The organism is Streptomyces hygroscopicus, from assembly GCF_026168105.1.
In the GTDB taxonomy this organism is placed as follows: domain Bacteria; phylum Actinomycetota; class Actinomycetes; order Streptomycetales; family Streptomycetaceae; genus Streptomyces; species Streptomyces hygroscopicus_D.
Map to the genome: position 1 here is coordinate 34,570 of NZ_LBMW01000029.1, position 13,493 is coordinate 48,062.

Genomic DNA, 13,493 nt, shown 5'->3' on the forward strand with positions numbered 1-13,493 from the left:
ACCGGTCCACCCCCCCACCTCACTTGGAGTCTCCCCGTGGTGCATCCCTCCCCCGACACGGACACCTCTCGCCGCACCGTCCTCGCGCTCATCGGCGCCTGTCTGGCGTCCGCCCCTCTGCTGAACTCTCCGTACGCTTCGGCAACTCCCCTGGCCGCCAAGGCGGTCGGGCTCGACGACCCGGCGAAGAAGGAGATCGCCATGGAACTGGTGTCGAGCGCGGAGAACTCCTCCCTCGACTGGAAGGCCCAGTACAAGTACATCGAGGACATCGGCGACGGGCGCGGCTACACCGCCGGCATCATCGGGTTCTGTTCCGGCACCGGCGACATGCTCGACCTCGTGCAGCTCTACACCGACCGCAAGCCCGGCAACGTCCTCGCCAAGTACCTGCCGGCCCTGCGCAGGGTGAACGGCAGCGACTCGCACGACGGACTCGACCCGAACTTCACCAAGGACTGGCGCAAGGCGGCGCAGGACACGGCGTTCCAGCAGGCTCAGAACGACGAACGCGACCGGGTCTACTTCAATCCCGCGGTCCAGCGGGGCAAGGCAGACGGGCTGGGAGTCCTGGGGCAGTTCACGTACTACGACGCCATCGTCATGCACGGCGACGGCAGCGACCCCACGAGCTTCAGCAACATCCGCAAGCGCGCCCTGCGGAAGGCCAAGCCGCCGGCGCAGGGCGGCGGCGAGGTGGCCTACCTCAACGCCTTCCTCGACGCACGGGTATGGGCCATGAAGCAGGAGGAGGCCCACAGCGACACCAGCAGGGTCGACACCGAACAGCGTGTCTTCCTGCGCCAGGGCAATCTGAACCTCGACCCGCCGCTGGACTGGAAGGTGTACGGGGACAGCTACCACATCGGCTGACTCCGGCGTCTACCCCAGCGACGACACGGCCACTGGCCGGAACCCGATCCGCAACCGTGACCCGTCCCGCGCCCAGGTGACCTCGACGCCGTCGCCGTCGGCCACCACTTCGGCGACGGCCGCCGCGAGGGGTGCCGGGTCGGGTTCGCCGGTGAGGGTGGCAAGGCACACGTGCACCGAGGTGCCACCGGCCCGTCCGACGAGCCGGGGCACCTGGGCCCAGCGGGTGTAGGCAGTGCCCTGGGGCGCGCGGACCGGTTCGGGGCCCGCGTCCCAGCCGCACAGCCCGTGCAGCTGCGACACGAGGGGCTCGTCCGGACCGGTCGCCCATCCCGTGAGGGTGACGCGGGAACCGTCCGGGGCTCCGACCACCCGGTGGACGCGCAGTTCGAACCGTCCCCGGACCACCGTCACGCTCTCCACCCGCAGCCCCGGCACCGTCGGCGGCCCGGCGGCAAAGACGGGCCGGTGCCAGGAGGCGGCCCATGCCCAGCCGTCGCCGTGCCCGGCTCCCAGCGGGTGGACGCGGCGCCGTGCGCTCGCCCGGCCGTCCACCTCCACCGCGAGGTGGTTGTCCGCGACGTTGCCCGGCGACGTGGGCCCGGTGCGGGTGGAGTACGCCTGGCGTCCGTAGTGCGGATCGTCCTCGGCCGCCGACTCCCCCTCGTGCGGCCGCACATGGTCACTGCCGTGGTTGTGCAGCCGTACGATCCCGTCGGCGTGCGTCGCCTGGAGGAGCAGCCCGGGTGCGGGCAGGGCGAGGACACGGTCGGCCGCTTCGACCGGTGCGGGCTCTTCCCGGGCCGTCCACAGGGGATGGCCGGCCGGTGCCAGCAGGGACACGAACGCCTTCGACGCCCAGTACGGGGAGGACGGCCCGGAGTAGCTCTGCAGCGTGGCGTCGTGCGGGCCGTGCCAGCCCAGGCTGAGCAGCCCGTCCTCGGTCAGTGCGCCGCGGTCCAGGAAGTAGCGCAGACTGCCGCTGACCAGGCGCCGGGACGTGCCGGGGGTCAGCGGCGTGTGGCCGGTGAGGGCGCCCAGCCCGACGGCCGTCGAGGCGGCGAACCGGTACGTCAGTGACCGGCCGAAGTACAGCGGTGCGCCGTCCGAGCCGAACATCAGCGAGAAGCCGTCCAGGTGCTCGCGCAGGCGGGCTCCGTAGTGGGCGGACCGCTCCTCGTCCCCGGCGACACGGGCGTCGAGCACCGGATACAGGTGCAGGGCCCAGCCGTTGTAATGGTCGAAGGCGCGTCCGTCCCCGTCCGCGTACCAGCCGTCGCCGCGGTACCAGCCCTCCAACAGGTCCAGTGCTCGCTGCCGCGCTGCGGCCGTCTCCGCGTCGCCACGGCCCACCGACTCCAGGAACCCGGCGACGGTGAAGGGGAAGAGGTACCAGTTGTTGGGGGCGGGCGTATGGCGCAGCGCCCCGCGCAGCCACTCCTCCGCCCGCTCCTGGACGGCGTCGTCGAGGTTCTTCCACAGCCAGGGCGCGGTCAGTCGCAGTCCGAGCGCGACCGACGCGGACTCCACCATCGGCTGTCCCTCTACGTCGTGGTCCAGGATCAGCGGCCAGGACTCGGTGTCGGCGCGGCCAGGGGTGCGGGTGCCGACGGCCAGACCGCGGGCGTACCGGTCGAGCCAGCCGTGCGGGTCGTCCCCGCCGGCGCCCGCCACCCGGAACGCGGCGGCGAGGAACGTACGGGCATAGCCCTCGAGCCCGTCGGAGCGCACCCCCGAGCGCGAGGGCCGTCCCGGCAGATCGAGCAGGGCGCCGCCGGGTGTGCTCCAGCGCCACGCTGACGCCAGCAGCCCGTCCGCCACGGCCTCCCAGTGGGATCGGGTGTACCCGGTGAACGGACTCGACGTACGGTCCTCCGGGGGCAGTTGGAAGGCGAGGCTCATGCCTGGAACGCCAGCCTTTCGCGTCGCACGGGATGCAGGAACCCGGCGCCGGAGGCCCATCGCGCGGTCTCGGCGAGGGCGAGGTCGGCCAGGCGGCGCCACTCGTTGCCCTGAGAACCGGCCAGATGGGGCGTGATGAGCACGTTGTCGCAGTCCCACAACGGGTGTCCGGGCGGCAGTACTTCGGGGTCGGTGACGTCGAGGACGGCCCGGATGCGGCCCGCCGCCACGGCGTCGGTGAGCGCGTCCTGGTCGACGACCGCGCCCCGCGAGGTGTTGATCAGTACGGCGCCGGGACGCATCGACTCGATCAGGGGGCGGCCGACCAGGCCACGGGTCGCGGGCAGCAGCGGGGTGTGCACGCTGACGGTGTCGCCGCGCGCGAAGAGCTCGTCCAACTCGACCCGGGTGACGCCGAGTTCGGCCGCCTCCTGGTCGCTGACGCATGGGTCGTGGAGAAGCACGTGGAAGTCGTGCGGGCGCAGCAGCTCGATGACCCGGCGGCCGATGAGCGACGCGGACAGGATGCCCACGCTGCGGCGGTGGTTGCCGATGGAGCGAGGAGTGCGCAGCCCGTCGTCATGGGTGCGGCAGGCACGGTAGTCCCGGGCGCGTTCGAGGACGTGTTTGCCCGTGAGCAGGATCATCGCAAGGGTGTACTCGGCGACCGGCACGGCGTTCGCGGAGGCGCCGGAGGACACCTCGATGCCCCGCTCCCAGCAGGCCCCGGTGATGTGGGCGCGGACGCTGCCCGCCGTGTGCACGACCGCCCGCAGCCGGGGCGCCGCGGCCAGGACGGCCGCGTCCAGCGGCGGGCAGCCCCAGCCGGTGACCAGGAGGTCGAGGTCGGCGAGGACACCCCGGGCCCGGGGTGTGGTGAAGTCGTCGAGGCCGGGCGGCGGGGCGAGGTCACAGATGGCGGCGAGCGCGGCGAGCGACTCGGAGTCGAGGACGGCCGCGGCTGCGTCGGGGGACATGGCGAGGGCGGTACGGGGGCGGAAGCCGGGCCCCGGCGTCGAGGCGGTCATCTGACTCCTGGTATGGGTGCTGACACGACCTGTTCGCGACACCGGAATCCTCATGGCCCCGCAAGGGACGGTCAAGACGGCGGGGTCAGCCGGCCGGTCCGTCCAGTTCCTCGCCGATCGCCTTGCGCAGGGCGTGGTGCCGGGGGCCGAGCGCATACCGCGCGTCGGTCCACCGTTCGCGCGGGTACGACCACACCGGCCGGCTCACCAGGTCGGCGGACTCCCATGTGTAGCGCGGCCACACATGCGCGTGCAGGAACTCGTCCTTGTTTCCCAGGATCTCCAGGTTCACCCGCCGGAAGGCCGGATCCAGCCGCCCGCAGGCGCGTTCCACCGCCTCACCCAGCCTGTCCATGTCGGAGAGAAACGCCAGGCGCCTGCTCCGGGGAAGCTCCGAGAGCCGCCGCACAGCGGGGTCGTCCACCAGGAGCACGGAGTATCCGGGAAGGAACTGGACGTCCCCTATCACCGCGAACCCCGCCGACAGTTTCCGCAGCACCGTGGGATTGTGCCCGCGCAGTGCGCTCCCGATCCGATCGTTGCGCCAGTTCTCCGCCATGATCGGCGAGACTACACACCTGCGCATCGACGCCGTTGCGCCCGACGGCCGACGCACCTCCGCATTGGGGTCACGTCATGGCGAGGGTCAACGGCATAGGCACGTATTCCGCGTTGCTCGACAGTGCTGCTCGCCCGCCGCCGCGTCTTCAGTCCCTGATTCCCCGTCCCCGACGCACCGTCAGGGCTCCGCTTCGTCGGCGCAGGGCCGTAACCCGTGCCGGTCCCGGTGCGGGTGCAGGTGCAGGTGCAGGTGCAGGCACACGAGGTTCCCCGCCCCTCGTACGTCCTTCCCTGCGGTGCGGTCACGGCCGCCCGCAGGCGCCCTCCGCGCCGGGCGGCCGGTGGGCGCCGGGCAGTGTCACGGAGGCCAGGGCCATGCGGAACAGATCCCAGGCGGTGGCGTCATAGACCGGTGGGCCCACGGCCGGCGCACCTCGCACGGGGCGGTTCGCCGACTCGATGACCGCGGCACCGGGACGAGCCGGCTGGGCGGAGTCGACCGGGACGATCTCCACGGGTACCCCTCCTTCGCTGCGCGCTGTGCACCGGCCGACGACCCACCCTGCGCGCGAGCGTGGTGCCGCCCGACGGGGGCGCGGCTCACCGGTCCCCGACCGGCGCCCGCAGCCTGCCACTCCGACGGCAGACCCGCGCCGTGCTCCCAAATACGCGCCGCGACGGCTCTCGCGCGTCCACCCGAACGGAGGAACGGCAGCGGCCCGTCGGCAGCTCGTCCGAGTACCGGGAGTGCGCCTTGCGGCGAGGGACTCGCCGTACGCCCATCCACTACCAATGCACGCTTGCCGCAATAAAAGGTGTGATCGTTGTAAACCACTGCAATACAGACAGTCTGTGAGTGAGGAGCGACGGTGAGCGACCCCGACCGGAAGTCCGGGAGCGCGCGCAATGCGGGTTCCGCGTTCGAGGAGGCGTGCGCAGTGGCCGACGCCGTCCTCTACGAGGGCTACCTCCTGTACCCGTACCGGAAGTCGTCGCCCAAGAACCGCGTGCGCTGGCAGTTCGGCATCCTCGCCCCGCGTGCCTGGGCCGAGGCGAACGGCCCGGTGGCGCCGGGAATCTCGGGGTCGGTGGAGTCCTGGGAGCAGCAGACCGAGTGCGTGCTGCGCGCGGAGCCCGATGCCGTCGTGCACGTGCGTGTGCGCTACTTGCAGATGCAGGACCGGAGAGTGGAGCGCCGGGACGCGGACGGCGACTACACGCCGGTGGACTCCCTGCAGGCCGCCGGGACCGATCATCTGTCCTTCGAGGAGGCACTGCCGCGCGAGACCGATCTGGTTGTTCCGCTGGCCGATCTCCTCGCCGGGGCAAGGGAGTTCGGCTTCGGAGCTCCGGGCGGCGAGGACATCGAGGATCTCCCCGGCGGCGCGGGACGCCTGGTGCGCCGGCGTTCCCCGGTCGAGGCAAGGACGACACTGCGCGCCGAGCGCCTCGCCGGACCCGGTTCACTGCACCGGCTGCGGGTGCACACGGAGAACACCGGCCGGTCGACACCGGCCGGGGCCCCGCGTGCGGAGGCCCTGCGCCACGCCCTCATCGCGGCGCACACCTTCATCGGCGGTGAGGGTCTGAGCTTCTTCTCCTCGGCCGACCCGCCCGACGAGGTCGGGGCACACGTCCGCGACTGCCGCAATCTGCACACCTTCCCGGTGCTCGCCGGCCAGGAGGGGGCGGACACCCTCCTGCTGTCGTCACCGATCATCCTTCCGGACCATCCGCAGGTGGCGCCCGAGAGTCCCGGCGACCTGCACGACGCCGCGGAGATCGACGAGATCCTGACCCTGCGGACGATGCTGCTCACGGACGAAGAGAAACGCGAGGCCCGCGCCACCGATCCCAGGGCCGCGCGGATCCTGGACCGCGTGGACACGATGCCGCCGGAGGTGTTCGCCCGGCTGCACGGAGCCATCCGCTCCCTCGCTCCGTCCGCCGCCCCCGTTTGCCCCTCCGCGGATGCGCTCGGCCTCTTCCTGGGTTCCCCTGGGTTTGACGCCGTGCCGGTGTCGGCCGGCGGCGACGTACGTGCGCCGGTCGCCGCCCCGGACACCCAGGCGGCCCCGGTGCCGGACCAGGAAGGGTCTCATGGACGCCATCGAGTTGCTGAAGCATGACCACCGGAAGGTGGAGCAACTGTTCCTCCACCGGAAGGTGAAGCAACTGTTCCGCGGCCACCATGTCGTGGCCGCCGGGCCTCAGCGCCGGGCCGTGGTCGAGACCCTGCTCCGGGAACCGTCCCGGCACGCTGCCCTCGACGGACCGGGGCAGCTCCCGGCACGGAGCGAGCACACCGCCCCGACCCGACCGCACCCACACGCATCCGCCGAGCCTCCCGCCCTGTCGCTCGCCGGACCGGTGGCCGCGGCCCACGACCGACTCCGGGACCCACTGCAAGGGAGGCCGACGACATGACCAGAGGCGGGACCAAGAAGGCCGGCAAAAAGCCCGACCGGGCCGAGAAGAAACACGGGTTCGACGAGGTCCATATTCTGTGGATCTCCGAGGGCATGAGCTGTGACGGTGACACCGTCGCGATGACGGCGGCCGGCCAGCCGGGCATCGAGGACATCGTCCTCGGGCTCGTACCGGGTCTGCCGAAGGTGAACCTGCACAACAAGGTGCTCTCCCCCACCATGGGCGGCGAGGACTTCCTCGCGCCCTTCCGCGCGGCGGCACGCGGCGAGCTGGAGCCGTTCGTCCTGGTCATCGAGGGCTCGATCCCCAACCAGAACATCATCGACGGCGACGGCTACTGGACGTCGTTCGGCAACGACCCGGACACGGGTGAACCGCTCACCCTCAACTGGTGGATCGACCACCTCGCCCCGCGGGCCTGGGCGGTCGTCGCGGCCGGTACGTGTGCCACGTACGGCGGGATCCACGCGATGGCGGGCAACCCCACGGGCTCCATGGGTCTGGCCGACTACCTGGGCTGGGACTTCAGGTCGCAGGGTGCGCTGCCGATCGTCAACGTCCCGGGCTGCCCGATCCAGCCGGAGAACTTCATGGAGACGCTGACCTGGCTGCTGTACCACGCGGCCGGGTCGGCTCCGCCGCCCCCGTTGGACGAGAACCTGCGCCCGCAGTGGCTGTTCGGAAAGACGGTCCACGAGGGGTGCGACCGCGCCGCGTACTACGAGCAGGCCGACTTCGGCAGGGACTACAACTCCCCCAAGTGCATGGTCAAGGTGGGTTGTTGGGGCCCGGTCGTCAACTGCAACGTACCCAAGCGCGGCTGGATGGGGGGCGTGGGCGGCTGCCCGAACGTCGGGGGGATCTGCATCGGCTGCACGATGCCCGGATTCCCGGACGCCTTCATGCCGTTCATGGACGAACCGACGGGCGCCACCTTCTCGTCGGCCCTCATCAGGCCCTACGGGGCGGTGATCCGGCGGCTGCGCGGCCTCACCAACATGGCCGTCAACCGCGAACCAAAGTGGCGCCACGACAAGGCGGAGCTGACCAGCGGTTACGACCCGCACTGGCGCCCCTGAGACAGGTCAAGCGAGAGAGAGCGAGGAAGACACGGACATGACGGCAACCGAGGCGCGGGGCGCCCAGCGGAAACCCGCGCAGATCGTGGACATGTCCTGGGACCCGATCACGCGGATCGTCGGCAATCTCGGCATCTACACGAAGATCGACTTCGCGAACCGGGAAGTGGTGGAGTGTCACAGCACTTCGTCGCTCTTCCGGGGCTACTCCGTCTTCATGAGGGGCAAGGACCCGCGTGACGCGGGCTTCATCACGTCACGCATCTGCGGTATCTGCGGCGACAACCACACCACGTGTTCCAACTACGCCCAACAGATGGCCTACGGCGTCAAACCGCCGATGCTCGCCGACACCATCGTCAACCTGGGCGAGGCGGCCGAGTACATCTTCGACCACACGATCTTCCAGGACAACCTGGTCTTCGTGGACTTCTGCGAGGCCATGGTCAAGTCCACCAACCCCAGCGTGCTGGCCCGGGCCGAGCGCACCGAGGCACGCAACGGGCACATCCATGGCTACCGGACCATCGCCGACATCATGCGCGCCTTCAACCCCTTCGAGGGGGAGGTCTACAAGGAGGCGCTCAAGGTCAGCCGGATCACCCGGGAAATGTTCTGTCTGATGGAGGGGCGCCACGTCCACCCCTCCACTCTGTATCCGGGCGGCGTCGGCACCATGCCGGAGCCGACCACGTTCACGGACTACCTCTCCCGGCTGATCCGGGTCATCGACTTCGTCAAGCAGGCCGTGGCGATGAACGACGACGTCTTCGACTTCTTCTACGAGGCGCTGCCCGGCTACGAGGAGGTGGGCCGTCGACGGATCATGCTCGGCTGCTGGGGCGCCTGGCAGAACCCGGACGTGTGCGACTACCGCTACGAGACGATGAGCGAGTGGGGCAAGGCGATGTACGTCACCCCGGGCGTCGTCGTCGACGGCAAACTCGTCACCAACGACCTGGTCGACATCAACCTCGGCATCCGGATCCTGCTGGGCAGCTCGTACTACGAGGACTGGGCGAACGAGAATCCGTTCGTCACCCACGATCCGCTCGGCAACCCCGTCGACATGCGCCACCCGTGGAACCAGACGACGGTCCCGCTGCCGCAGAAACGGGACTTCACCGGCAACTACAGCTGGGTGATGAGCCCGCGCTGGTACAACAAGGACACCAACGACCACCTCGCCCTCGACACCGGAGGCGGCCCGCTGGCCCGGCTGTGGTCGACCGCGCTCAACGGTCTGGTCGACACGCCCTACGTCAAGGCCACGGGGCACAGCGTGCAGATCTCGCTGCCCAAGAGCGAGAAGCTGCCGGAGATGACGCTGGAGTGGAAGATCCCCCAGTGGAGCAACACGATCGAACGCGACCGGGCCCGCCCCTACTTCGTCGCCTACGCCGCCGCCATGGCCTTCTACTTCCTGGAGAAGGCGATGGGGTTCGTCCGTGCGGGCGACACCAAGGTCTTCGAGAACTACGAGGTGCCGGACGAGGCGATCGGCTGTGGGTTCCACGAAGCGGTGCGCGGTGTCCTCTCCCACCACCTGGTGATCAAGGACAAGAAGATCGCGAACTACCACCCGTACCCGCCCACTCCGTGGAACGGCAGTCCTCGGGACAGTTACGGCACCCCCGGACCGTACGAGGACGCCGTCCAGGGTCAGCCGATCTTCGAGGAGAACGGCCCCGACGACTTCAAGGGCGTCGACATCATGCGCACGGTCCGCAGCTTCGATCCCTGTCTGCCCTGCGGTGTGCACATGTACCTCGGCAAGGGCAACACGCTGACCAAGCTGCACTCGCCCACCTACGGAGCGGCTCATGCCTGAGTCCGTACGGCTCGACGAGGCGGCCGTCGCGGAGCGGTTGTCGCGCATCGACCGGTTGCTCGAGCAGATCGAGGGAGCTCCCGGCCCGATGACCGGTGCGGCGATCGAGGCGGTGCAGGCGCTCACCGAGGTCTACGGCGAGGCGCTGGCCCGGGTGGTGGACGGCGCCGACCCGGGTCTGGCCGACCATATGGCCGGCGATGAACTCGTCGGGCATCTCCTGGTCCTCCACGGCATCCACCCGGAGCCGCCGGAGCGCCGGGCCGCCCGCGCCGTCGACGCTGTGCGTCCGGCGGTGCGCGAGCGGGGCGGGGACGTCGAACTGGAGGGCGTCGAGGAGGGGGTTGCCCGGGTGCGGCTGGCCGCCAAGGGGTGCGGAACCTCCTCGGCGGCGCTGGAGGAAGCGGTCCGCGAGGCCGTGCTCACCCTGGCTCCCGAGCTCTCCGGCGTCGAGCAGGCGCCGGGGGGCGGCGGGCGAGGGACCACCTTCGTACCGGTCGAGGCGCTCACCCTGCGTACGGCGTCGGTCGGGGAGCGGACGTGACCTCCGGTGCGCTGGCGCGCGTCATCCGCTCCGCCGCCGACCGGCGGGCGGATGCGGAGCGCTGCGACCTCTGCGGCGTCGACGTGCCGGCCGAGCACCGGCATCTGCTCGACACGGGTCAGGAACAGGTGCTGTGCGCCTGCCGGCCCTGCTCCCTGCTCTTCGTGGGGGACGGAGCGAGCGAGGGCCGCTACCGGCTGGTGCCGCGCCGGAGGGTGCGCCTGCCCCCGGTCAGTACCCGGGCGCTGGGCGTTCCGGTGGGTCTGGCCTTCTTCGTACGGCACACGGACGACACCGTGACCGCGCACTATCCGAGCCCCGCCGGTGCCACCCGGTGGGAGGCGGAGCCGACGGCCTGGCATGGCGTCGTCGCCGACTGCCCGACGCTCGCCACGCTCGAACCGGACGTGGAGGCACTGCTGGTGAACACCGCCTTCTCCGCGCAGCACCACTGGATCACCCCGATCGACGACTGCTTCCGGATGGTCGCGCTCGTACGGCGGGAGTGGCGGGGCCTGTCCGGCGGCAGCCGGGTGTGGCCCGCCGTCGAGGCTTTCTTCGCGGAGCTGACCGAACAACCGTAGGAACCCGGCAAGGAGGACACGATGGGCAGTATCCGAGTGGGCAAACCGGACGTGAAACCCGATACGCCCCGACACGTCAACGGGCTGCACGAGGGCAACCGGGGGCCCTACAAGCGGCAGACCGGACACCACAAGGACGGGACCGCCGACGCCCGCCGCTCGACCGGGATCCACTGGAAGAAACACAACGCGATCTCGAAGACCATGCCGAATCTGCCACCGGGATGACGCGGCAACCACGACCGCGCCGTAAGGGGCGCGGCATCGGAGACGACCGAGGAGTACACATGAGGGCCAGACGAGTGCTGATCGCAGAGGCACTGCTCTTGGGCGGCGTGGCGCTGACGGTGCTCGCCAGGGAGTTTCCCGGGCTGGTACGCGAAGTCAGAATCTGGCGGATGGTGGGCGTCAGGCCCGTCATCTCCAGGCACGCCGGCTGAGCACTTGGCACGGCAGGCAATCACGGCGCGTCAGGAATGTGCGGCCTCCTGACGCGCCTCGCCCTGCTCAGGGCCCTCCGTACAGGCCCTGGCCCGGGCCTTCGCCGGGGCTTTCGCCGGGGCGTCGTCCACCGGTGCCTTGCTCCTCGTGGCGGTGGCCCGCGGTCGGGTTCCGTCCTCTCCGGAGCCGTCCTGCCGCTCCTGCCGGAGCACGTCCAGCACGGCGGAGCCGTCGATGGTCTCTCGGACGACGAGCAGATCCGCGAGCCGGTCCAGGGCGCGGCGATGGTCACGTATCAGCCCCGTCGCCCGCTCCTCCGCCTCGCGCAGCAGCCGTGCGGCCTCCTGGTCGATGATGCGCTGGGTCTGTTCCGAGTACGGCTGCCGCAGGGGTTCCTCGGCGGTCTCGCCCAGGTAGCGCGGATCGGCGGCGGCGTAGCCCACGGGGCCGAGGGCCGGCGAGAGTCCGAAGTCACGGACCATCCGCGTGGCGATCTGGGTGGCTCCGGCCAGGTCGTTGGCGGCCCCGCTGGATCCCTCGCCGAAGACGACGAGTTCGGCCGCCCTGCCCCCGAGCCGGACCGCGAGCAGGTCGGTCAAGTAGGCCTCGCTGTACAGGTGGCGCTCGGCCTCGGGGAGCTGCTCGGTCACCCCGAGCGTCATGCCCGAGGGCAGGACGGTGACCTTGGCGACGGGGTCGGCGTGTTCGCACAGCGCGGCGACCAGGGCGTGGCCCGATTCGTGGACGGCGACCGCGTGCCGTTCTTCGGGCAGCAGGGCGTTGGAGGCCTCACGGCGGCCGAGCAGGACACGGTCGCGGGCGGCGTCGAGGTCGTTCGGCTCGATCAGGACGCGGTCGGCGCGGACGGCGTTGATGGCGGCCTCGTTCACCAGGTTGGCGAGGTCGGCGCCGGAGAAGCCCGGTGTGGCACGGGCGACGATGCCGAGATCGACGTCCGGTGCGAGGGTCTTCCCGCGCGCGTGGACGGTGAGGATGGCGGCGCGTTCGGCCTGGTTCGGCAGCGGAACGGTGACCTGGCGGTCGAAGCGTCCGGGGCGCAGCAGGGCGGGGTCGAGGGCTTCGGGCCGGTTGGTCGCGGCGACGACGACGATGCCGGTGGACTGGTCGAAGCCGTCCATCTCCGCCAGCAGCTGGTTGAGGGTCTGTTCGCGCTCGTCGTTGCCGCCGATCCGGCCTCCGCCCGCGCGACGGGCGCCGACGGCGTCGATCTCGTCGATGAAGATGATGGACGGCGCCCGTTTGCGGGCCTCGTCGAACAGGTCCCGCACCCTGGACGCGCCGACTCCGACGAACATCTCGACGAACGCCGACCCGGTCACCGACAGGAACGGCACGTCGGCCTCTCCGGCGACGGCGCGGGCGAACAGCGTCTTGCCCGTGCCGGGCGGCCCCACCATGATCACTCCGCGCGGCCCCTTGGCGCCCGCCGCGGCGTAGCGCGCCGGGTTGCGCAGGAAGTCGACGACCTCGCTGATCTCCTGCTTGACCCCGTCGTATCCGGCCACGTCGTCGAACCTGGTGGTGGGCCGCTCCGCCTCTATGATCTTCGCCCGGGAACGGCCGATGGCGCTGAGACCGCCGGTGACCGAACGCGCGGCCCGGCGTCCGATCCACCAGAAGAAGCCGAACAGGAGCAGCAGGGGCAGCAGGGCCACCACGACCGAGGCGAAGGGGTTGCCGCCGCTCTTGCTCCGGGACGCGGTGATCTGCACGTGCTTGGCCTGAAGCTGCTGCTGGAGCGAGCCCGTCCCCAGGGCCGTGGGGAGCTGGGTGGTGAACTTCGTGCCGTTCTTCAGGGCCCCGCTGACCCCGCCCTTGTCATTGATGTCGACCGTCTTCACCTGGCCGACTCCGACCTTGGAGACGAAGTCGCTGTAGGACAGATGGGCCGGCGGGGTCGCCGACGGGGCGCGGACGAGCATGAGGACGGTCAGGAACGCCACCCAGGCCAGGGGGATGATCCACCACGGCCAGCCCGACCGCGGCTGCCGCGACGTGGGTGGCCTGGGCAGATCCCGCGGCGGTCCTGACTTGGCCGGTGGCGTGAGATGCCGGCGCGGCATCCGCACTCGCGTGATCACAACGCACCGCCCTTCCGATGAGCCTCATGTCTGCGCGACGAAGGCCTCCTCTCTCATGGTCCCTCGTATCTCATGGTCCCTCGTACAGGCGTCCGACGGCTTCGGTTCACGGAGGCCG

Annotated in this window: 14 protein-coding genes; 9 read left to right on the top strand and 5 right to left on the bottom strand. The window is 70.7% G+C overall.

Annotation, left to right across the window (positions count from 1 at the left end):
* The first annotated feature begins 36 nt into the window (after positions 1-36).
* A complete protein-coding gene (locus AAW14_RS25365) occupies positions 37-873 on the top strand; it encodes a chitosanase (RefSeq protein WP_265566239.1) in 837 nt (278 codons plus the stop codon).
* A gap of 9 nt (positions 874-882) precedes the next feature.
* Here AAW14_RS25365 and AAW14_RS25370 read toward each other — a convergent pair whose 3' ends face one another.
* The 4 genes from AAW14_RS25370 to AAW14_RS25385 form a co-directional block, all read right to left on the bottom strand.
* On the bottom strand, positions 883-2,775 hold the full coding sequence (locus tag AAW14_RS25370) for a DUF2264 domain-containing protein (protein WP_265566240.1): 1,893 nt from the start codon (positions 2,773-2,775) through the stop codon (positions 883-885).
* Positions 2,772-3,803, bottom strand: a complete 1,032-nt coding sequence (locus AAW14_RS25375; RefSeq protein WP_265566241.1) for a hydroxyacid dehydrogenase — start codon at positions 3,801-3,803, stop codon at positions 2,772-2,774. The genes AAW14_RS25370 and AAW14_RS25375 overlap by 4 nt, the downstream gene beginning before the upstream one ends.
* Before the next feature lie 85 nt (positions 3,804-3,888).
* Positions 3,889-4,362 carry a diadenosine tetraphosphate hydrolase gene (locus AAW14_RS25380; protein ID WP_265566242.1) on the bottom strand — a complete coding sequence of 158 codons (474 nt, stop codon included), beginning with the start codon at positions 4,360-4,362 and terminating at the stop codon, positions 3,889-3,891.
* 304 nt (positions 4,363-4,666) lie between these two features.
* Positions 4,667-4,879 carry a hypothetical protein gene (locus AAW14_RS25385; RefSeq protein WP_265566243.1) on the bottom strand — a complete coding sequence of 71 codons (213 nt, stop codon included), beginning with the start codon at positions 4,877-4,879 and terminating at the stop codon, positions 4,667-4,669.
* 354 nt (positions 4,880-5,233) lie between these two features.
* Here AAW14_RS25385 and AAW14_RS25390 point away from each other — a divergent pair, with 354 nt between their 5' ends.
* From AAW14_RS25390 to AAW14_RS25425, 8 genes are read left to right on the top strand one after another with little or no spacing between them, the layout of a single operon-like run.
* Entirely contained in the window at positions 5,234-6,493 is a 1,260-nt protein-coding gene (locus tag AAW14_RS25390) for a hypothetical protein (protein ID WP_265566244.1), read from the top strand.
* The gene (locus AAW14_RS25395) at positions 6,465-6,791 is read left to right on the top strand and encodes a hypothetical protein (protein WP_265566245.1); all 327 of its coding nucleotides are present in this window, start codon (positions 6,465-6,467) and stop codon (positions 6,789-6,791) included. The genes AAW14_RS25390 and AAW14_RS25395 overlap by 29 nt, the downstream gene beginning before the upstream one ends.
* A complete protein-coding gene (locus tag AAW14_RS25400) occupies positions 6,788-7,873 on the top strand; it encodes a hydrogenase expression protein HypE (RefSeq protein WP_265566246.1) in 1,086 nt (361 codons plus the stop codon). Before AAW14_RS25395 ends, AAW14_RS25400 begins: the two co-directional genes overlap by 4 nt.
* Before the next feature lie 37 nt (positions 7,874-7,910).
* Entirely contained in the window at positions 7,911-9,704 is a 1,794-nt protein-coding gene (locus tag AAW14_RS25405; RefSeq protein ID WP_265566247.1) for a nickel-dependent hydrogenase large subunit, read from the top strand.
* Positions 9,697-10,248 carry a NifU family protein gene (locus AAW14_RS25410; RefSeq protein ID WP_265566248.1) on the top strand — a complete coding sequence of 184 codons (552 nt, stop codon included), beginning with the start codon at positions 9,697-9,699 and terminating at the stop codon, positions 10,246-10,248. The genes AAW14_RS25405 and AAW14_RS25410 overlap by 8 nt, the downstream gene beginning before the upstream one ends.
* Positions 10,245-10,832, top strand: a complete 588-nt coding sequence (locus tag AAW14_RS25415) for a DUF5947 family protein (RefSeq protein ID WP_265566249.1) — start codon at positions 10,245-10,247, stop codon at positions 10,830-10,832. The genes AAW14_RS25410 and AAW14_RS25415 overlap by 4 nt, the downstream gene beginning before the upstream one ends.
* 21 nt (positions 10,833-10,853) lie before the next feature.
* On the top strand, positions 10,854-11,060 hold the full coding sequence (locus tag AAW14_RS25420; protein WP_265566250.1) for a hypothetical protein: 207 nt from the start codon (positions 10,854-10,856) through the stop codon (positions 11,058-11,060).
* Between the two features lie 59 nt (positions 11,061-11,119).
* Complete coding sequence (locus AAW14_RS25425) at positions 11,120-11,272, top strand: hypothetical protein (protein WP_265566251.1); 153 nt, start codon at positions 11,120-11,122, stop codon at positions 11,270-11,272.
* 30 nt (positions 11,273-11,302) lie between these two features.
* Here the strand turns inward: AAW14_RS25425 and ftsH are convergent, their stop codons facing one another.
* Positions 11,303-13,357, bottom strand: coding sequence for an ATP-dependent zinc metalloprotease FtsH (ftsH, locus tag AAW14_RS25430; RefSeq protein WP_416223368.1), 2,055 nt, complete (start codon positions 13,355-13,357; stop codon positions 11,303-11,305).
* Between the last annotated feature and the right edge of the window lie 136 nt (positions 13,358-13,493).